The organism is Flavobacterium sp. F52 (genome assembly GCF_000278705.1).
Lineage (GTDB): Bacteria > Bacteroidota > Bacteroidia > Flavobacteriales > Flavobacteriaceae > Flavobacterium > Flavobacterium anhuiense.
The window spans coordinates 346,026-366,760 of the sequence record NZ_AKZQ01000025.1 but is presented as its reverse complement, the minus strand read 5'-3'; the positions used below and the strand labels follow the sequence as shown (position 1 = coordinate 366,760).

The window sequence follows — 20,735 nt, the reverse complement described above, 5'->3', positions numbered from 1 at the left end:
CATTTCAAAATCCATTAAAAAGCTTAAAATGAACTTAGGTTCAAAGTGGCAAAGATGCAAAGGCTCAAAGGTTTTTACTTTTGAGCCTTTTTCTTTTCTACAAGGTTTCCAAAACCTTATGGGTATAGATTTGTTTATAATAAAAGAAACACCTACCAAGGTTTTGGAAACCTTGGAGGAGAGATCAAAAAAATCTTGTAGTTTTTTTAACCTTTTTCAAATCCTAATTTGAAAAATCCCTTTGTAACTTTGTCTCTTTGCAACTTTGAACCTTAAAAAAAAATGAAATACACTACATTACCTAATACCGATATAAAAGTTAGTAAAATATGCCTTGGAACGATGACTTTCGGGCAGCAAAATACAGAAGCAGAAGGACACGAACAAATGGATTATGCTCTTGAAAGAGGAGTTAATTTCTTTGACACAGCCGAAATGTATTCGGTTCCAGCGAGTGAAGCGACTTACGGAAGCACTGAAAAAATTATTGGAACTTGGTTTAAAAAATCTGGAAATCGCGATAAAGTGATTTTGGCTTCTAAAATTGCTGGACCAAATCCGAATTTTGGATATATGCGCGAGAAACTGGATTTTTCGCCAGCAAGCATTAAATATGCAGTTGAAAACAGTTTAAAAAGACTGCAGACAGATTATATTGATTTGTATCAAATGCATTGGCCGGAAAGAAAAACGAATAATTTTGGAACACGCGCTTTTCACGGACACGATGATGTTTGGGAAGATAATTTCAGAGAAATTTTGGAAACTTTTGACGTATTAATCAAAGAAGGTAAAATCAAACACATTGGAGTTTCTAATGAAAATGCTTGGGGAATGATGCGTCTTCTGGAAGAAAGCAAATACAACAATCTGCCAAGAATTAAAACTGTTCAGAATCCGTATTCTTTATTGAATCGTTTATTTGAAGTGAATTCGGCAGAAGTTTCAAAATATGAAAATGTTGGATTGTTAGGATATTCTCCTTTAGCCTTCGGAGTTTTGACTGGAAAATTCTTGACTGGAGAAAGTCACCCGAAAGCTAGAATTAACCTTTTTCCGCAATACAAACGTTACAATAGCGACCAATGTACTGAAGCGACTAAATTGTATCAGGAAATCGCGAAAAAACATGGTTTAACGTTAACACAATTGGCGATGGGATTTGTATTGCAACAGCCATTCTTGACAAGTGCTATTATCGGAGCTACAACTATGGAGCAATTAAAAGAAAATATTGATACGATTGATGTTACGCTTTCTAAGCAAATCTTAGCAGAAATTGATGCGGTTCAGGCTATGATTCCAGATCCTGCTCCTTAAATTTAATTGCAAGGTTCGCAAAGATTTACGCAAAGCACACAAAGATTTTCTTTTAATAGGATTAAAAAATCTTTGTGTGCTTTTATTTTACAATCTTAATTAAAACATTGCGACCTTAGCGTAAATCTTTGCGAACCTTGCGGTTAAATTATGAAGTAACTATAAATCAAATTCATCATCAACAGCCAAAGAGTCTGCTTTGATTGCTGTCGAATCTGGAATTTTTATTTTGATTAACGAACGAGCATTTCCAGAAATGTAAACAGGTAAAATTCCAATGGTATCTTCAGGAACTAAAAGTCCTCTTCTAAACATCAAATTCTTCAAGAATTTCTGGTTTTTAATGGCGTAATCTTTTAAGTTTCCTTCATCATTAAATTGATACATGAATTTTCTTGGTTTCGGAATAATCGTTGCCAAGTACAAACATTCATCTACATTCAAGTCGGCTGGGCTTTTTTGGAAATAAAAATGACTCGCTTCTCCAATTCCGTACACATTTGGTCCCCATTCAATAATGTTGAAATATACTTCCAGCATTCTTTCCTTGCTTACAATTCGGTTGTTTTCCAAAATATAAACCAAAAGAATTTCTTCAAGCTTTCGCGAAAGCGTTTTTTCTCTAGTCAAGAAAACATTTTTAATCAACTGCATACTAATCGTGCTGGCTCCACGAGAGAATTTCTTCGTTCTAATGTTTTTTAGAATCGACTGCTTGAAAGCTTCGTTAATGAATCCGCGATGTGAAAAGAAAGAAGGATCTTCTGTCGTTAAAACACATTTTCTTAAATAAGGCGAAATTTGGTCTAAAGGCGTATAGTTTGGATTTCCTGTTCCAACCAAAACTGGTCGTTGCAATACATTCTGAATAATGGCGCGATAAACAAATTCTCCGTTTAGTTTATTCAAATCGGCTTCGCCATATTTGGTGATTCTTAAATCTTCTTTGTTGAGTTTACTGTCAAAAACAAGTGTATTGGGTTTATTTTTATTGAATTTGAAATCCAATTTGTAATCGAAATTTCCAGTTGCCTGCATTCCCTGAAAATGTGTAAATAATCCGTCAGGCAGCGAAACGATAAAATCCTGTGCCTTCATTTTCGGAATGTTTACTTTCAGCTTATAAATAGTGTCTTTTTCAGTATCATAAGAAATATAAGGACGAACTTTGATTTTGTTCAACTGCATTGTCGAAGTACTGTCAATCGAAATGAAACTGTCTCCCAATAAGAAGCGATAATCAAAACGGGCATTTTTTATTATAACATCTTTGCTGGCAATTTTTGGATGATTGATTTTAAGATTGGCAATTGAGGTGTAGCCATCAATATGCAACTCGCTTCCGCTTTTATCAATGTTTTGAACATTCAATCGAATCGAATCAAAACTTGCTTTTAAGTTATAACGCTGATCCAAATACGGAACACGAATAGCTCCTGTGTCTAAATTGAAAAAGCGAATGTCTGCTTTTTTATTTCTTGGGTCTGCAAAACCTTTAATATTCCAACGCTGATCAAAATCTTTTGCTTGAACATGAAGATTGGTTTCGAGTTGTTTATTGCTTAAAACTAGTTTATCTACATCAATATTGGTTTGTTTTCCGTTGTCATCGATTTTGAACTTGAAGTTTTTCAAATCCATATCAGTTGGAACCAAGTTTAAGACTTTAGAAATGATTCTATAAGCAAACGAAGCATATTTGCGTTTTTCGTTAGATTCTGTTTCTTCGCGATCTCTTTTTAAGAAAGCATCAAAGTTTCTTTTTTTTCCTTTTTTTACTAATTGAATATAGCCATTGTCTACTTTTAAAGTCCCAACCTGAACATCTCCAATTAATAAATTGCTTAAACTGATGCTGGTTTCAACATTTTTTATTTTGACAAGTGTGTCAGCATTTATTGGAGCCAGAACAACATCTGTCAATTTTATGGTCGATAAACCATCAAAAGAAGCTGATTCTACAGAAAAATTACTGTTGTATTGAACAGCCATTTTGTGAGTAACTTTTGCAATGGCCTGTTTTAAAAGTGAATTACGAAAATAATACAGTCCAATGCAAAGCACTAAAATTACTATTCCTAGTATTTTTAATGCCTTGTATATTTTTTGTTTTGGAAAATTCATAGAAGGGGTGGTATTTGAAATCAGCCAAAAAGAATGCTGGCAACATCTTCAATTTTTGCAACAAGTTCAATTTTAATTCCTGTGTTTTTTAAAGCAATTTTATTGTATTTCGAAACAAAGATAGTATCAAAACCTAATTTTTCAGCTTCCTGAATGCGCTGATCCACACGATTTACAGGGCGGATTTCACCAGATAAACCAACTTCACCAGCAAAACAAAAACCTTTTCCAACAGGAATATCTTCGTTTGAAGATAAAATCGCAGCGACAACGGCCAAGTCAATGGCAGGATCATCAACAGAAATTCCTCCTGTAACATTTAGGAAAACATCTTTTGCGCCTAAACGGAATCCAGCTCTTTTTTCTAATACTGCGAGAATCATGTTTAGTCTTTTTGCGTTATAGCCGGTTGTGCTTCGCTGTGGAGTTCCGTAAACTGCGGTGCTAACCAAAGATTGTATTTCAATCATCAACGGTCGCATGCCTTCTAAAGTTGTGGCAATTGCAGTTCCCGAAAGTTCTTCGTCTTTATGTGAAATCAGAATTTCGGAAGGATTGCTTACTTCACGCAAACCGCTTCCCAGCATTTCATAAATACCAAGTTCGGAAGTTGAACCAAAACGGTTTTTAAGCGAACGTAAAATTCGATAAATATGGTTTCGATCGCCTTCAAACTGCAAAACGGTATCAACCATGTGTTCCAAAATTTTTGGTCCTGCAATATTTCCGTCTTTGGTAATATGGCCAATCAAAATTACTGGAATGTTGCTTTCCTTAGCAAATTTGATCAACTCTGCAGTGGTTTCGCGAATCTGGGAAATGCTTCCCGCAGTAGATTCGATATAATCGGTATGTAAAGTTTGAATCGAGTCTATAATGACAACTTCAGGCTGAATGGTTTCAATCTGTTTGAAAATGTTCTGCGTTTTAGTTTCGGTTAGAATATAGCAGTTATCGCTATTTGGCGTAATTCTTTCCGCACGCATTTTTATTTGTTTCTGGCTTTCTTCTCCAGAAACGTATAATGTTTTATAAGGTAACTTTAATGATACTTGAAGTAAAAGTGTACTTTTTCCGATGCCGGGTTCTCCGCCCAAAAGCGTTAAAGATCCAGGAACAAGTCCGCCGCCTAAAACACGATTCAATTCGCTATCAGTAGTGTCCATTCGAACTTCCTGAGTAGAATCAATTTCGTTAATTTTTAAAGGCTTTGGTGCTTTGCTTGTTTGAGTAGGCTCGCTTTTCCAAGCTACTTTATCCTGTTTCTGGATAATTTCTTCGGCTATCGTATTCCATTCTTTGCACGCGTTGCATTGCCCTTGCCATTTGGCATATTGGGTTCCGCAGTTTTGGCAGAAAAAGGAAGTTTTAACTTTTGACATTATTTACTTTTTTTAGCAAGTGTATTCATTTCGTCAATTTTCTCATACATCAAGTCTTTGTTCAAATCGCCAATTGGCTCCATTTGCGAAGCGTTTTGGTATTTTTTTGAAGCGTGTTTAGGATCACCCATTTTTTCGTACATCAAACCTAATTCATATTCTCCCAACATGGCTTTTGGATAATTTACATTTCCAATTTCAGCCATTTTTCCCAATTCATCATAAGCATTTCTCTTTAAAATAAGATTTTCCATTACTTTGAAATCGCTCATTCGAACAGGAATTTGAACTCCTAAAACTTCAGACATAGCTGCATATTTTTTTTCTAAATATTCTGCATAACCTGTTTGAAGAACTGCAATTTTGTCGTTGTATTCGGCAGAATTTATAGGTCGGTATACTTCAAAAATCTGGTACAATGCACTTGGTATAGAATGCAAAACTTCTGTATAATGTGTTGCACCTTTGAATACATCGTATTTATAATTCACTAACGGATTATTGGCAATTTTAATATTGCTGTTTAATTTATCTATCGGTTCTTTAATTTTCTTAATATCACCTTCTCCAGCAGAAAGATAATAGAAAATTGGGCTTTTTATTTTGGCAAACTTCTCAGCAATACGCACTTCCATTTTTGGGGCAAGCTCGGGGCTTAAACAGATGTAAGCGTTAAAAAGTGGAATTTCTTTGTACAAATAAAAATTAGCAAAACTCGCTGTTACATCATGACCTGCAATAAGTCTGAAAGGCGAGGTGCGGTATTTTTTTTCAATGTATGGAATTAATTCTGCTCCAATGAATTCGAAAAATTTTGCTCCTTTTTCAAAAGGAAGACCTTCATTTTGATCAATTGTTGTGTCATCGTAGCGTTCTTCGTCTTTGTTTTGATGAATCCCGATGATAATCATTTCTGGAATATCATCCCAATAAGTTCCATAACTTACGGCTCCAGAAAACGGATCAAATAAGTAATCTCCATCCAATAAATAAAGAACAGGATATTTTTTGTCTTTGTTTGCTTCATAAGAAGCAGGAAGTCCAATCGTAATTCTACGTTCTTCTCCCAGTTTTTCTGATTTAATATTATCGAACGTTTTTTGGGCAAACGACGAGAACGAAATCAAAAGTGTCAGTAGGTAAACTTTTTTCATGATTTGTGGCATTTCAGTAAATTAAAAAGTATTGGAAAATAGTGTAGCAATATACTATTTTATTTGCTTCTTTCTTAAATGGGGTAAAAATTGAAGCACAGTGTTTTAGCGTCAGAATCTTTTTTGGATTGAGACAAAAGAAGAATACCTTGTGCAAAAATAGCTTTTGACAAAGAAAGTAAATTCTTAAAAAGAAAGAATTGGTTTAGGTTAAAGAATTGTCATTTTCATTAGGGAAAATAATCCACGGTTTGAAGGTTTTCGCTTCTTCAAAGTCCAATGTTGCGTAAGAAATGATAATGATGATGTCATCTTTCTGAACTTTTCTTGCAGCTGGACCATTCAAAGTGATTTCGCCTGAATTTTTCTCACCCTTAATAGCGTAAGTTTCAAAACGTTCGCCATTATTAATGTTAACAATAGATACTTTTTCGCCTTCAATAATATTTGAAGCTTCTAGTAATGTTTCATCAATAGTAATGCTGCCAATATAATTTAAATCGGCTCCAGTTACTTTAACACGATGAATTTTTGATTTTATAACTTGAATTTGCATGATGCAAAGTTAGATTAATTTAATGAAATGGTGTCTATCAGTCTTATAGAATTAACAAATACCGCTATAAATGCGCGATATTTTTTGTCATTCTCTTTTTGATTGATAGGTAAAAGTGTAGATTCGTCAGCAATAACAAAATATTCCAATTCAAATTCTTTGTTGCCTTTGAAAGAATTTTCTACAAACTCTATTGTTTCTTGCGGGCTATTATTTTGAAAAATCTCTTTTGCTTCAGTCAAGGTTTTGTAGATAATTGAAGCGTCTTTTCTTTCCTGAGATGTTAAACGTTCATTACGTGAACTCATTGCCAGCTCATTTTCTTCTCTAAAAATAGGGCATCCCACAATGTTTACCGGTAATCCTGTTTTTTCGACTAATTTTTTAACAATTTGAAGTTGCTGAAAATCTTTTTCTCCAAAATAAGCATTTGTTGGGGTTACAATTTCAAAAAGTCTTTTCACGATTGTTCCCACCCCATTGAAATGACCAGGTCTGAATTTTCCTTCCATCTGGTTTTCTAATCCGTCAAAATCGAAAGTCTGCGAAACGGTATTTCCTTCATAAATATCATCAACAGAAGGAGCGTATAAAATGATTTTGTCACTTAATGTACGCATTTTCTTAACATCTTCTTCTAGTGTCCTAGGATATTTTGCTAAATCTTCCGGGTTGTTAAACTGTGTTGGATTGACAAAAATGCTCACTACTGTGTCGTCGTTTTCTTTTAGCGAACGTTGCATTAAAGCCAAATGTCCTTGGTGTAAAGCGCCCATTGTTGGCACAAATCCGATAGTTGAATTTGAGGTTTTGATAGTTTTAAGATAGGCTATCAACGCTGCTTTACTGTAGAAAATATGCATTGAGGTATTATTAAAATTTAGTGCAAACATAATATATTAGTTATAAACTGCATAAAATTTTGTAATTTTGCGACGTTTTTATTACCAAAATTAAGTAAAATACTATTATGAAAGATAAGAGGATATTATACGTATCATCTGAAGTCGTGCCTTATTTGGCTGAAAATGAGGTTTCTTTAATGTCTTATGACGTTCCGAAAATGATTAATGACCAAGGCGGTCAGATAAGAATTTTCATGCCAAGATATGGGAATATCAATGAGAGAAGACACCAATTGCATGAAGTGATTAGACTTTCAGGGATGAATTTGGTAGTGAATGACTTAGACATGCCATTGATTATTAAAGTAGCATCGATTCCGAAAGAAAGAATCCAAGTCTATTTTATTGATAATGATGAATATTTCAAACGTAAAGCTACTTTTACTGACGAAGAAGGTGCTTTGTATCCTGATAATGACGAAAGAGCTATTTTCTTTGCAAAAGGTGTTGTAGAGACGGTTAAAAAATTGAACTGGGTTCCAGATATTATACATGTTCATGGCTGGCTAGCAGCAATGCTGCCAATTTATATGAAGCATTATTATAAACATGAAGCATTGTTTTCTGAAACTAAAATCATCACTTCTGTTTACGGACAATCGTTTGATGAAAATTTAGATTTAGAAATGATCAATAAAGTTAAATTTGACGGTGTTCCTCATGAAGCTGTATCAGATTTAGAAACTCCAAATTACGAGAATGTTTTAAAAGCTAGCATCTTACATTCTGACGGTGTAATTATTGCATCAGAAAATGTTTCTCCAAGTTTAACAAAATTTATAGAATCTTCAGGAAAACCTTTTTTACCTTTCGCCGGGAAAGATGGATTTGCTGACGCTTATACAAATTTCTACAGAACATTTGGACTTTAAATTTTAATTTTATTATTAGACATGTATAAAACTTCTTTTTTTAAGAAATCTCTTTTGGCTGTAATGGCTGTTTTTCTATATTCTTGCGACAAAGATTTTAATGCGATTGGTGATGGTTTGGTTGGAGATGATCACTTTGGACTTGAATCCGAAAAATATGATGTTTTAGCTTTTAATCAAGAAGTTACTCCTATTCAGTCGAATAGTATGACGCCAAATGCTCTTGGTATTTTTGATAATCCACTTTTTGGAACTACAACTGCTAATTTCGTAACTCAGGTTGGTCTTGTTTCTTATTCTCCAACAATTGGAGAGTCTCCTGTAATTGAAAGTGCTGTACTTGAAATTCCGTATTACAGTCATGTAACGGCTACAGATAATGAAGGGAATAGTACATATGAACTAGATTCTATTTATGGAGATAAAAATGGAAAGTTGAAGTTAAGCGTTTATGAGTCTGGAATCCAGATGAGAACTAGTTACTTTAGTGGAGGTAGTCAATTGCCGCAGTTTTATTATACAGATCAAAATGCTGAATTTAATAATAAAAAAGTAGGAGCAAGATTAAACGATGGAGATATCTTGCAAAATGATGAGTTCTTTTTTGATGCAAAAGAAATTGTTATAAAAACAATTGATCCTGATACTAAAAAAGAAACAACTGAAAGGAAAAAACCTCAAATGACGCTACAGCTTAATAAAGATTTTTTCCAAAGTAAGATATTAAACGCGGCTACCACGAAACTTTCTGCAGAGGATGTTTTTCAGGAGTATTTTAGAGGTTTGTATTTTAATGTTGAAAGATCTGGATCAAATCCTGCTAATATGGCCTTGATGAATTTTAGCGAAGGTAAAGTTACAATTAAATACAAAGCAAAAACAGAGTCTACAACAGACGATGCCAATGCTACAGAAGAAAAGACAATTGTTTTGAATTTAAAGGGCCTTTCGTCAGCGACCAGTAGTACGGCCAATTTTCTTGAAGATGTCCGAAATCCAGATTTTGCGAGCGCTATAATTACAAATGTAAATAAAACGGATGGGGATGAAAAGCTTTATTTAAAAGGCGGGCAAGGATCTCTAGCTGTTGTAAGGCTTTTTAATCCGACGGATGTATTGAGTTATAATTCTAAAGGTGAGCCGGTAAGCGGAGCAAATGGTGTTCCGGATCAATTGGATGAAATGAGGAGTAATGCTGTGGTAAAGAATTGGAAGGTTAACGAAGCTAATTTAGTATTCTATATTGATGCCGATAAAATGGCTGGTACAGAAGAGCCAAATAGAGTGTATTTGTATGATTTGACAAATAATGCCGTTTTAGCAGATTATTCTACAGATGCTTCTTCGACTTATGGAGGGCTTATTACTGTCGGATCTGATAAAAGAGGGAAAAATTATAAAATTAGAATCACAGGCCATATTCGTAACTTGATTAAAGATGCGACGGCTAAAAATGTTGATTTAGGACTGGTGGTTTCTCAAAGCTCGTCAACAATTGCGTTTAATGCGTTGAAGAATAAAAATGATATCATGTCGGCAGTGCCGAGAACATCAGTTATGAATCCTTTGGGTACAATCTTATATGGCGGAAAAGCCTCTATTCCGGAAGATAAAAGATTGAAACTTGAAGTATACTACACGAAACCAAATTAATAAATATATATGTGTGGAATTGTTGGATATATCGGTCATAGAGACGCATATCCAATTGTAATTAAGGGCTTGAAGCGTCTTGAGTACAGAGGATATGACAGTGCCGGTGTTATGCTATATGACGAAGAGTCGGGCATTAAAGTTTGCAAAACAAAAGGAAAGGTTTCCGATCTTGAAGCTAAAGCCAATGAAGGTTTTACAACAAACGGAACTATTGGAATTGGACACACGCGTTGGGCAACTCACGGGGTTCCAAATGACGTGAATTCTCATCCTCATCTTTCTAATTCTGGGGATTTGGCAATCATTCATAACGGAATTATTGAGAATTATGCGCCTTTGAAAGAGGAGCTTATCAAAAGAGGTTATACTTTTAAATCGGATACAGATACTGAGGTTTTAGTTAATTTAATAGAAGAGGTTCAAAAGAAAGAAAATATTAAATTAGGGAAAGCGGTTCAGATTGCATTGAATCAAGTTGTTGGTGCGTATGCAATTGCTGTTTTTGATAAAAAGAATCCAAACGAACTTGTAGCGGCAAGATTAGGAAGTCCGTTGGCAATTGGAGTTGGAGAAGGAGAATATTTTGTTGCTTCCGATGCTTCACCATTTATTGAATATACTTCTAATGCAGTTTATTTAGAAGATGGCGAAATGGCTAATATCAGATTGCATAAGCCAATTAAAATCAGAAAAATCCAAGATGACTCTTTAGTAGATCCGTATATTCAAGAACTTCAAATGAACTTGGAGCAGATTGAAAAAGGAGGGTATGATCATTTCATGCTTAAGGAAATCTACGAGCAGCCAAGTGTAATTAAAGATACTTACAGAGGAAGACTTCATGCAAATGAAGGAATTGTTCAGATGGCTGGGGTTGAAGATAATTTGGAGAAATTCTTAAATGCAAAACGTATTCTAATCGTAGCGTGTGGAACTTCATGGCATGCAGGTTTAGTGGCAGAATATATCTTTGAGGAATTTACACGTATTCCTGTAGAGGTAGAATATGCTTCTGAGTTTAGATACAGAAACCCAATTATCAATAAAGATGACGTAGTTATTGCAATTTCACAATCTGGTGAAACTGCAGATACTATGGCTGCTATTAAATTAGCTAAAGAAAACAGAGCTTTTGTGTTTGGAGTTTGCAACGTAGTGGGTTCTTCTATTTCTAGAGAAAGCCATGCTGGTGCTTATACACACGCAGGACCAGAAATTGGAGTGGCTTCTACAAAAGCATTTACTACTCAGATTACAGTTCTAACGATGATTGCTTTACGTTTAGGAAAAGCAAAAGGAACGTTGTCAAATACTGATTTCCATACGTATCTTCAAGAATTGGAAATCATTCCAGATAAAGTTTCTGAAGCGCTAGAAACAAATGATAAGGCGAAAGAAATTGCTGCTGCCTTTAAAGATTCGCCAAACTGCCTTTATTTAGGTAGGGGATATAATTTTCCTGTAGCTTTAGAAGGTGCCTTGAAATTAAAAGAGATTTCATATATTCATGCAGAAGGTTATCCGGCTGCCGAAATGAAACACGGTCCGATTGCTTTAATTGATGAGTTTATGCCTGTTATTGTTATTGCTCCAAAGCAAGGGCATTACGATAAAATTGTAAGTAATATTCAGGAGATCAAATCAAGAAGCGGTAAAATTATTGCTGTAGTTACAAAAGGAGATATTCAAGTTCGCGAATTGGCAGATTATGTAATTGAAATTCCAGAAACTTCAGATGCATTATCGCCATTGGTTACAACAATTCCGTTGCAACTACTTTCTTATTACATAGCTGTTATGAGAGGTTGTAATGTTGACCAGCCTCGTAACTTAGCGAAGTCGGTTACAGTAGAATAGATTCTATTTTAAAATATTAAATATGTTAAAAAAGCGAGATTTAAGTCTCGCTTTTTTTTATTGTCAAAAATTTTTTTGGAGACATGTATTTTTGTGAATTTTTCAGTTTTTTGATAAAAAATTATATGTATGCATAGTAAACTGATTTTTCTGTAGGTTTTATTTGTTTTTATTTTAATAAAATGAATTAGTGAATAGTTAAAATATTGTGCAAAAGTGTGATAAATATCAATTTTATTTAACATATTTTTATATATATTAAAATATTTATGTATTTTGGCTATATATACTAACAATAAAACTAACCCTAATGAGAGTCTATTTGCTAATTATGTTGTTATTCAGCGGAGTATCTTTTGCGCAGAATACAATCACAGGTTCGGTTACTGACAGTAACAAGCAATCTATTCCTGGTGCCAATGTTGTTGTGGTCGGTGATAATAGTGGCGCGTCCACTGATTTCGACGGAACATTTAAATTGACAACAAATACCAAACTCCCTTTTTCTCTTAAAGTTTCAGCTATCGGGTTTGAGTCAAAAACGATTAATGTGACAGCGGCAAATCAAAAATTGATTGTGGTGCTTAAAGATGAAGAAACGAAATTGGATGAAATCGTGGTTTCTGCTTCAAGGACGCCAGAAAGGGTAATTGAATCTCCTGTTACAATTGAGCGTATGGGACTTCAGGAAATAAAAAATACAACAGCTCCAACTTTTTATGATGGTTTAGAGAATTTGAAAGAGGTAAACTTTAATACAAGTAGTATTTCCTTTAAATCCATAAATACTCGTGGTTTTGCTACAGTGGCCAATACCCGTTTCATGCAGTTGGTAGATGGAATGGATAACTCGTCTCCGGCATTGAACTTCGTTTTAGGAAATCTTATTGGAGTGTCAGATATTGACGTTGCTAGTGTGGAGCTTTTACCTGGTGCGTCTTCAGCCCTTTATGGTGCAAATGCTTTCAATGGAATCATGTTTATGACAAGTAAAAGCCCTTTTACAAATGAAGGAATAAGTGTTTACTACAAATATGGACAAACAAGCCAAGATGCTGCAGGAACAAATGATTATAATGATTTTGGAATTAGAGCGGCAAAAGCTTTTACGAAACATTTTGCAATGAAAGCCAATTTCACTTACATGGAAGCTTCTGAGTGGATTGCAAATGATCCTAGAAGTATGACAGGAGGATCTGTTGGGCATGCAATGAATCAGAATTATGACGGTTTGAATATTTATGGTGACGAGGTGACTACTTTTATTCCAAATGTAGGCCAGGTTAGTAGAACAGGATATCGTGAGCAAGACTTAACCGATAATAAGGTTCAAAGTATGAAAGCTGATTTTAGTGCTCATATTAAGCCTTGGGCAGATGATACAGAATTTATACTTCAATATAAAATTGGTACTGGAAGTACAATTTATCAAGGAGCAAATAGATATGCTTTGAAAGATTTCTTAATGCAGCAAGGAAAGTTTGAAGTAAAAGGAAAAAACTTTTTTGGTAGAATATATTTTACAAGCGAAGATGCTGGAAATTCTTATGATATGAGATTTGCGGCTTGGAATGTTAACCGTGCAGCAAAATCAGATCAAGAATGGTTTACAAATTATGCTACAGCGTATCAGTATGCAGGTGCAGTTATGGGAACCAATGCAAACGAGTCTGCTCAGATTGCAAGAAACTTTGCTGATTATAATGTTTTGCCTGCGCAAATATCATTTATTCCAAAGCCAACAGGTTCTCCAAGATTCGAGCCAGGCAGTGCGCAGTTTAATAGTGCTTTGTCAACTGTAATACAAAATCCAGATTTAACACAGGGAGCTAAATTTATTGATCATTCAAAATTATATCACTCAGATGTGAACTATAATTTTAGAGATATTATTAAATGGGCCGAAGTTCAAGTAGGAGGTTCGTGGAGAAAATATGTAATGGATTCTGAAGGGACTATTTTTACAGATTATGATGGTCCGATCGAATATAAAGAATATGGAGCTTATGCTCAATTGCAGAAAAAATTCTTAGACGACAGATTGAAGTTTACAGGATCTTTACGTTATGATAAGAGTCAGAATTTTGATGGAAATATTTCGCCAAGAATTTCATTTGTGTATTCTGCTGGAGCATCAAAAAATCATAACTTCAGATTGTCTTATCAAACAGGTTTCCGTAACCCAACTACACAAGACCAATATATTGGTTTAGATTTAGGGCCATTTGCGTTAATTGGTTCGGCTCCAGAGAACTTAGACCGTTTTCAGGAAACAGTAAATGTAAGTGCGGCAGGACAAGCGGCAGGGCAACCAGCAACGATTGGAATGTCAGGGCAAAATGCTTATCATAATGCTTATACAGTAGCTTCTGTTCAAGCTTTTGCAGCATCTGCTAATCCTGGAGATCTTCAAGTAGCAGATATTGGTTTGGTAAAGCCAGAACAAGTTCAAGCTTTTGAAGCTGGATATCGTACAGTGGTTCAGAATGACTTGTCTGTAGATTTGAATGCTTACTATAATATTTATAATGATTTCATGAATACGGCTAGAGTTATTTCTCCTTATTATGGAACCGTAGGGACAGATCCAGCAAATCCTGCTGTACAGCAAACTTATCAAGCACTTGCTTTTGGCGATAGAAGAGTGTATCAGGTTTATACCAATACAACTGCTCGAATTTCTTCTTTTGGTTTTGGTGCTGGATTGTCTAAAAAAGTGTATAAAGATTTTGAAGTAGGTGTGAATTATAATTATGCTCAGTTTGACTTCAATCAGGCAGATGATCCGGATTTCGTTGCTGGGTTCAATACTCCAAAACATAGAATCAAAGCTTCTTTAGGAAATGCAAAAGTGATTAAAAATTTAGGTTTCAATGTTAATGTGAGATGGAATTCTGAGTACTTATGGGAGTCTTCTTTTGGAGATGGTATGATTCCTGAAAATACAGTTTTGGATGCTCAAGTGAATTATGCTATTCCAAAATGGAAATCAGTTATTAAGGTTGGAGCAACAAATCTTTTCGGGTCAGATTATCTTCAGGTTATTGGAGCAGGTATGATTGGTCAAATGTGGTTTGCTTCATGGACAATTAATCCGTAATAGTAATTATTTATGTGAATTTGGAATAGTTTCTTCTTTGGAACTATTTGAAAAATGAAGAGGTAATAATTTAAAAAGTACTAACATGAAAAAAAATATAAAAATGCTGTTGCTGGTTTCATTAACCTTTATGGCAGCTTGTAACAATGACGATAATAATGCTCCAGAAGAAGTTCCTGTAACTCCTGGATCTGCGGTTTTTACAAAGTATGTGGCGCTTGGAGATTCTTTTGCGGCAGGTTATAGCGATAATGCTTTGTTTAAGAAAGGGCAGGAGAATTCATATCCGAATATTTTGGCGCAGCAATTTGTAGCTGCAGGCGGCGGAGCTTTTACGCAGCCGCTAATGAATGATAATATTGGAGGCTTACTTTTGGGGGGAAATGTAATAGCGGGAACTCGTTTGTACTTTGATGGGCCAACCCAAACTCCTGTAAATGTAGTAGGAAAGCCAACTACAGAAGTTACGGCTCATCTTACAGGAGCATTTAATAATTTAGGTGTTCCTGGTGCCAAAAGTTATCATTTGTTAGCGGCAGGCTACGGTAACGTTGCTGGTGTAGCAGCAGGTTTGGCAAATCCATATTATGCAAGGTTTTCGAGTACAGGTACTGCTACAGTTTTAGGTGATGCTGTCGCACAAGATCCAACTTTCTTTTCTTTATTTATTGGTGGTAATGATGTTTTGGGATATGCAACGTCTGGTGGAACTGGAAAAGATCAGACAGGAAATCCGAATCCTGCCACTTATGGGGCAAGTGATATTACAGATCCAGCAGTTTTTGCTAATGTATATACTAATTTGGCAACTGCTTTAACAGCAAAAGGAGCAAAAGGTGTTGTTGCAAATCTGCCATATATTACTACTTTGCCTCACTTTACGACAGTTCCTTACAATCCGCTTACAGCCAAAGTAATAGGAAAAAATAATGAAGCTGTGGGTGTGGCTACAATAAAAGCTCTTAATGCACAATTGTATGGCCCATTAAAACAAGCGTTGACGGCTTTTAATGCTGGAGACAGAATTAATTTGCTTTCTGAAACTGGCGCAAGCCCTTTATTGATAAAAGATGAAACCCTGACAAATTTGTCTGCGCAATTAACTGCAGCATTTACTCCGACACTAGGGGCACAGAATGCAGCTTTTTATGGAGCTGTTTTTGGGCAAGCTAGACAAGCTAAAGCAACTGATTTGGTGGTGTTGACTACAAGAGCAGATATTGGTACTGCGCCGACAGCCGCCAATTCTGGAATTGGTATTGCACCTCCAGCTCCGTTAAATGCATTTGGAATATCTTATCCTTTGCAGGATAAGCATGTGTTAATTTCAACGGAAATTGCAGAGATTAAAAAAGCGACAGATGCATATAATGTGACAATTGAAACTGTTGCGAAAGAAAAAGGTCTTGCATTTGTAGATACAAGAGCAACTATGTCACAATTGGCTAATGGAGGAATTAGATTTGGAAATTTCACAATGAGTTCTTCTTTTGCAACTGGTGGAGCTTTTTCTCTAGATGGTGTTCATCCAAGCGCAAGAGGTTATGGGTTAATTGCAAATATCTTTATTGATGCAATAAATGAAAAGTATGGTTCAACGCTTCGTCATGTTGATTTGGCGCAATACCCAATTCAATATCCAGCAACGCTTCCATAAAAAAAACATTTTTTAGTTTTAAAAAACCGCTCATTTTTAAGAATGCAGCGGTTTTTTCTTTTATTAAAAAAATGCCGTTTTAGTTATTTTTTAAGCAAGTTTTATGAATCAAACAAAATCATGCTATTTTTTATGAAAAAAAAATTGATTTTATATTTTAAAAAATTATCTTTGCGCTCTGAAAAAAGAGGTATTTTCGATAAACCTAAATAGCTATTTAATAAATACATAAGTAATGTCAAAAGTAATAGGAAAAGTTGCTCAAATCATTGGACCAGTAGTTGACGTAGTTTTCAACGGTAAAGATGTTGAACTTCCAAAAATTTATGATTCACTAGAAGTCACTAAAAAAGATGGAACTATCTTAGTTCTAGAAGTACAATCTCACATTGGAGAAAACACTGTTCGTACAATCTCTATGGACTCTACAGACGGTTTGTCTAGAGGATATGAGGTAGTTGGAACAGGAAGTCCAATCCAAATGCCAATCGGTCCAGACGTATATGGAAGATTATTTAATGTTGTTGGAGATGCAATTGACGGTTTAGGTGATTTGCCAAAATCTGGAGAGAATGGTTTGCCAATCCACAGACCAGCACCAAAATTTGAAGATTTATCAACTTCATCTGAAGTTTTATTTACAGGTATCAAAGTAATCGATTTGATCGAGCCTTACGCAAAAGGAGGTAAAATTGGATTGTTCGGTGGTGCTGGAGTAGGTAAAACAGTATTGATTCAGGAGTTGATCAACAATATCGCAAAAGGTCACGGTGGACTTTCGGTATTCGCTGGAGTAGGTGAAAGAACACGTGAAGGAAATGACTTGCTTCGTGAGATGTTAGAGTCAGGAATTATTAAATACGGTGAAGATTTCATGCATTCGATGGAAAATGGAGGATGGGATTTATCTAAAGTAGATATGCCAGGAATGAGAGAGTCTAAAGCTACTTTCGTTTTCGGACAAATGAATGAGCCACCTGGAGCTCGTGCACGTGTGGCACTTTCAGGATTATCTATCGCTGAGTATTTCCGTGATGGAGCTGGATCAGACCAAGGAAAAGATGTATTATTCTTCGTTGATAATATCTTCCGTTTTACACAAGCAGGTTCTGAGGTATCAGCACTTTTAGGACGTATGCCATCTGCGGTAGGTTACCAACCAACATTAGCAACTGAGATGGGTGCAATGCAAGAACGTATTACATCTACAAACAAAGGATCTATTACATCTGTACAAGCGGTTTACGTTCCTGCGGATGACTTAACTGACCCTGCGCCAGCTACAACTTTCGCGCACTTAGATGCAACAACTGTATTGTCTCGTAAAATTGCTGAGTTAGGTATCTATCCTGCGGTTGACCCGTTAGATTCTACTTCAAGAATTTTAACTCCACATATCTTAGGAGATGAGCACTACAACTGCGCACAAAGAGTAAAAGAAATTCTTCAAAAATACAAACAATTGCAAGATATCATCGCGATCCTTGGTATGGAAGAGTTATCTGAAGAAGATAAACTTGCAGTAGCAAGAGCACGTCGTGTACAACGTTTCTTGTCTCAGCCATTCCACGTAGCAGAGCAATTTACAGGTATCCCAGGTGTATTGGTTGATATTAAAGATACTATCAAAGGATTTAACATGATCATCGACGGTGAGTTAGATCACCTTCCAGAAGCAGCTTTCAACTTGAAAGGTTCTATTCAAGACGCAATCGAAGCTGGAGAGAAAATGTTAGCTGAAGCATAATAATTTGGTTGTCAGTTGTGAGTTGTAAGTTGTTAGAAAGCAACCATCAACCATCAACCATCAACTATTAACTAAAAAAAGACATGATTTTAGAAATAGTATCACCAGAAGCGAAATTATTTTCAGGAGAGGTAACATCAGTTAGCTTACCGGGAGTTAATGGAAGCTTTCAGATTTTAAATCATCACGCCCCAATTGTTTCAATCTTAGAAGAGGGAACAATTAAAATTGCAGCACCAAGTTTCAGTTTTTCTAAAGAGGCTGCTGATAAGTTTACGAGAGTCAATGACCAAACTTATACTTTAGGAATTAAGTCAGGAACAATCGAAATGAAAAACAATAAGATAATTGTATTAGTTGATTAATACAATTTCAAAATAAGCTGAAAAGCCAGACAGTATTGTCTGGCTTTTTTTATTTTATTACTTTTGAAGTATCAAAATCTCTTTATAAAATATTTGATCAATTGTAAAAGCTCAGTAAGCTTTTGCACTTTGTTTCATCATGAATGATGAAACATAACTTTTTATGTCAAATTTTATAAAGAATATATATGAAAAATATATCAAAAGTTGCTGTTCTTGGCGGCGGTGGAAGAACAGGAAAATACCTTGTAAAACAGTTATTGAAAAACGGATTTAGTGTAAAACTTCTATTAAGAAATCCGGACAATTTTACTATTCAAAATTCAAAAATAGAAATCATTAAGGGAGATGCTCTTAGTGAGGAATCTGTAAGTTTATTACTCGGAGATTGTCAAGCTGTAATAAATACTATCGGTCAGAGAATGGGAGAACCGATGGTGGCAAGTCGGGCGACAAAAAATGTTTTGAATGCTATGGATGCATATGGAATTCAAAGATATTTGCTTTTAGCAGGACTAAATATCGATACCCCATTTGATAAAAAGAGCCTCAAAACAATTATGGCGACGGACTGGATGAAAACTAATTTTCCTGAAATCCAGAAAGACCGACAATTCACTTATGATCTTTTAAGCACCAGTAAGATTGATTGGACACAAGTTCGTGTTCCGCTAATTGTTTTTTCTGATGAGAGTAATGAAATCTCTGTAAATCTCGAAGATTGTTTGGGAGATAAAATTACAGCGTTGGACATTTCGAAGTTTTTGGTAAAAGAAATGGTCGAGTCAAATTACATTAGACAATCCCCTTTTATTAGTGCTATTTAAATTTAGAAAAACGGCGGATTCCTTATAATCTGCCGTTTATTTTATTCTAATAGGAATTGCCTAACTTTGTTTTTATGGAATTGCATGAAAATCTTAAACGTAAAATAGAAAGATGTAAACAAGAAAATCTGTTTAGAAAATTGCCTGTATTTAATAATCTGATTGATTTCTCTTCTAATGATTATATAGGATTTTCTAAATCAGAAACTATTTACAAGCATACTCATGCTTATTTATTAGAAAATGAGATTTTTCAAAACGGAGCTACAGGCTCAAGATTGACCACAGGAAACCATTCGTTATATCAAATTGCAGAGAGTTTTATGGCGCAATTTCATGAGGTAGAATCAGCTTTAATTTTCAATTCGGGTTATGATGCCAATTTGGGATTTTTTAGCGCTGTACCGCAAGAAAACGATGTTGTTTTGTATGATGAATTGTGTCATGTTTCTATAAAAGATGGAATTGCAATGTCTAAAGCAAAATCATATTCCTTTGTTCACAATGATTTTGAAGATTTGGAAAAGTATATTCTTAAACTTCCAGATAGAATAATTTACATTGTAACTGAAACGGTCTTTTCTATGGATGGTGATAGCCCAAATTTAGAAGATTTGGTACTGCTTGCTCAAAAACACAATTGTTATTTGGTTGTTGATGAAGCTCATGCTTTGGGAGTTTTTGGAGAAAAAGGAGAAGGTTTAAGTCAGTATCTAAAGTTGCATCATAAAATTTTTGCTAGAATTGTAACTTTTGGAAAAGCTTTGGGATGTCAAGGTGCGGCAATTTTAGGAAGTATAGAGCTAAGAGATTATCTGGTCAATTTTGCTCGAAGTTTTATATATTCAACTGCTTTGTCTCCTCATACTGTTGCGACAATTTTTACTGCATACCAGCAATTGGAAATAGAAAAAGCTGCTATTGAAAAGCTTCGTCAGAATATTATATTTTTCAATCAGCAGAAAAATTTGTTAGGACTAAAGCCAATGTTTGTTCACAGTAAATCTTCAATACATTCTGCTATTATTCCAAGAAATAATAATGTGAACGAGTTATCACAGCAACTTCAGGATAGAGGATTTGATGTTCATTCTATTCTTTCTCCGATTGTTCCAGAAGGACAAGAACGTCTTCGTTTTTGTATTCACAGTTATAATTCGCAAGAAGAAATTAACCAAGTTTTGGAATTGGTTAGAGATTTTGTTTTTTGATT

The 20,735-nt window shown here is 35.0% G+C and carries 16 protein-coding genes; 11 read left to right on the top strand and 5 right to left on the bottom strand.

Translation table 11 applies throughout. The features are described 5' to 3' along the window. Positions 1 to 28 precede the first annotated feature (28 nt). Together FF52_RS11145 and FF52_RS11140 are read left to right on the top strand one after the other, a co-directional pair. On the top strand, positions 29 to 232 hold the full coding sequence (locus FF52_RS11145) for a hypothetical protein (RefSeq protein WP_008465492.1): 204 nt from the start codon (positions 29 to 31) through the stop codon (positions 230 to 232). A gap of 50 nt (positions 233 to 282) precedes the next feature. Beyond that, positions 283 to 1,320: an aldo/keto reductase gene (locus FF52_RS11140; protein WP_008465490.1), complete on the top strand. Its 1,038-nt coding sequence runs from the start codon at positions 283 to 285 to the stop codon at positions 1,318 to 1,320. A 159-nt stretch (positions 1,321 to 1,479) separates the two neighbouring features. On the opposite strand, the gene FF52_RS11135 is transcribed toward FF52_RS11140, so the two are convergent. The 5 genes from FF52_RS11135 to panC form a co-directional block, all read right to left on the bottom strand. After that, a complete protein-coding gene (locus FF52_RS11135; RefSeq protein WP_008465488.1) occupies positions 1,480 to 3,444 on the bottom strand; it encodes a transglycosylase domain-containing protein in 1,965 nt (654 codons plus the stop codon). 20 nt (positions 3,445 to 3,464) lie between these two features. Continuing rightward, a complete protein-coding gene (gene radA / locus FF52_RS11130) occupies positions 3,465 to 4,826 on the bottom strand; it encodes a DNA repair protein RadA (RefSeq protein WP_008465486.1) in 1,362 nt (453 codons plus the stop codon). Next, positions 4,826 to 5,980: an alpha/beta hydrolase gene (locus FF52_RS11125; RefSeq protein WP_008465484.1), complete on the bottom strand. Its 1,155-nt coding sequence runs from the start codon at positions 5,978 to 5,980 to the stop codon at positions 4,826 to 4,828. The genes radA and FF52_RS11125 overlap by 1 nt, the downstream gene beginning before the upstream one ends. Before the next feature lie 205 nt (positions 5,981 to 6,185). Continuing rightward, positions 6,186 to 6,536 (bottom strand): aspartate 1-decarboxylase, encoded by a 351-nt coding sequence (gene panD, locus FF52_RS11120; protein WP_008465481.1) that lies wholly within the window; start codon positions 6,534 to 6,536, stop codon positions 6,186 to 6,188. Between the two features lie 14 nt (positions 6,537 to 6,550). Then, positions 6,551 to 7,429 (bottom strand): pantoate--beta-alanine ligase, encoded by an 879-nt coding sequence (gene panC, locus FF52_RS11115; RefSeq protein WP_008465477.1) that lies wholly within the window; start codon positions 7,427 to 7,429, stop codon positions 6,551 to 6,553. 77 nt (positions 7,430 to 7,506) lie between these two features. On the opposite strand from panC, the gene FF52_RS11110 reads away from it, so the two are divergent. The 9 genes from FF52_RS11110 to FF52_RS11070 all read left to right on the top strand — a co-directional run bounded on the left by FF52_RS11110 (position 7,507) and on the right by FF52_RS11070 (position 20,733). Beyond that, positions 7,507 to 8,313 carry a glycogen/starch synthase gene (locus tag FF52_RS11110; RefSeq protein ID WP_008465476.1) on the top strand — a complete coding sequence of 269 codons (807 nt, stop codon included), beginning with the start codon at positions 7,507 to 7,509 and terminating at the stop codon, positions 8,311 to 8,313. A gap of 21 nt (positions 8,314 to 8,334) precedes the next feature. After that, positions 8,335 to 9,966 carry a DUF4270 domain-containing protein gene (locus tag FF52_RS11105; RefSeq protein ID WP_008465474.1) on the top strand — a complete coding sequence of 544 codons (1,632 nt, stop codon included), beginning with the start codon at positions 8,335 to 8,337 and terminating at the stop codon, positions 9,964 to 9,966. A 9-nt stretch (positions 9,967 to 9,975) separates the two neighbouring features. Next, on the top strand, positions 9,976 to 11,826 hold the full coding sequence (gene glmS / locus FF52_RS11100) for a glutamine--fructose-6-phosphate transaminase (isomerizing) (RefSeq protein WP_008465472.1): 1,851 nt from the start codon (positions 9,976 to 9,978) through the stop codon (positions 11,824 to 11,826). A 310-nt stretch (positions 11,827 to 12,136) separates the two neighbouring features. Further along, entirely contained in the window at positions 12,137 to 14,926 is a 2,790-nt protein-coding gene (locus FF52_RS11095; RefSeq protein WP_008465469.1) for a TonB-dependent receptor, read from the top strand. 85 nt (positions 14,927 to 15,011) lie between these two features. Continuing rightward, the gene (locus tag FF52_RS11090; RefSeq protein ID WP_008465467.1) at positions 15,012 to 16,583 is read left to right on the top strand and encodes a hypothetical protein; all 1,572 of its coding nucleotides are present in this window, start codon (positions 15,012 to 15,014) and stop codon (positions 16,581 to 16,583) included. Between the two features lie 235 nt (positions 16,584 to 16,818). Beyond that, positions 16,819 to 18,330: a F0F1 ATP synthase subunit beta gene (gene atpD / locus FF52_RS11085; protein ID WP_008465465.1), complete on the top strand. Its 1,512-nt coding sequence runs from the start codon at positions 16,819 to 16,821 to the stop codon at positions 18,328 to 18,330. Positions 18,331 to 18,413: 83 nt separating this feature from the next. Further along, positions 18,414 to 18,695 carry a FoF1 ATP synthase subunit delta/epsilon gene (locus tag FF52_RS11080; RefSeq protein ID WP_008465464.1) on the top strand — a complete coding sequence of 94 codons (282 nt, stop codon included), beginning with the start codon at positions 18,414 to 18,416 and terminating at the stop codon, positions 18,693 to 18,695. Between the two features lie 188 nt (positions 18,696 to 18,883). After that, positions 18,884 to 19,522, top strand: coding sequence for an NAD(P)-dependent oxidoreductase (locus FF52_RS11075; RefSeq protein ID WP_008465462.1), 639 nt, complete (start codon positions 18,884 to 18,886; stop codon positions 19,520 to 19,522). 74 nt (positions 19,523 to 19,596) lie between these two features. Then, the gene (locus tag FF52_RS11070; RefSeq protein WP_008465460.1) at positions 19,597 to 20,733 is read left to right on the top strand and encodes an aminotransferase class I/II-fold pyridoxal phosphate-dependent enzyme; all 1,137 of its coding nucleotides are present in this window, start codon (positions 19,597 to 19,599) and stop codon (positions 20,731 to 20,733) included. Positions 20,734 to 20,735: the final 2 nt, after the last annotated feature.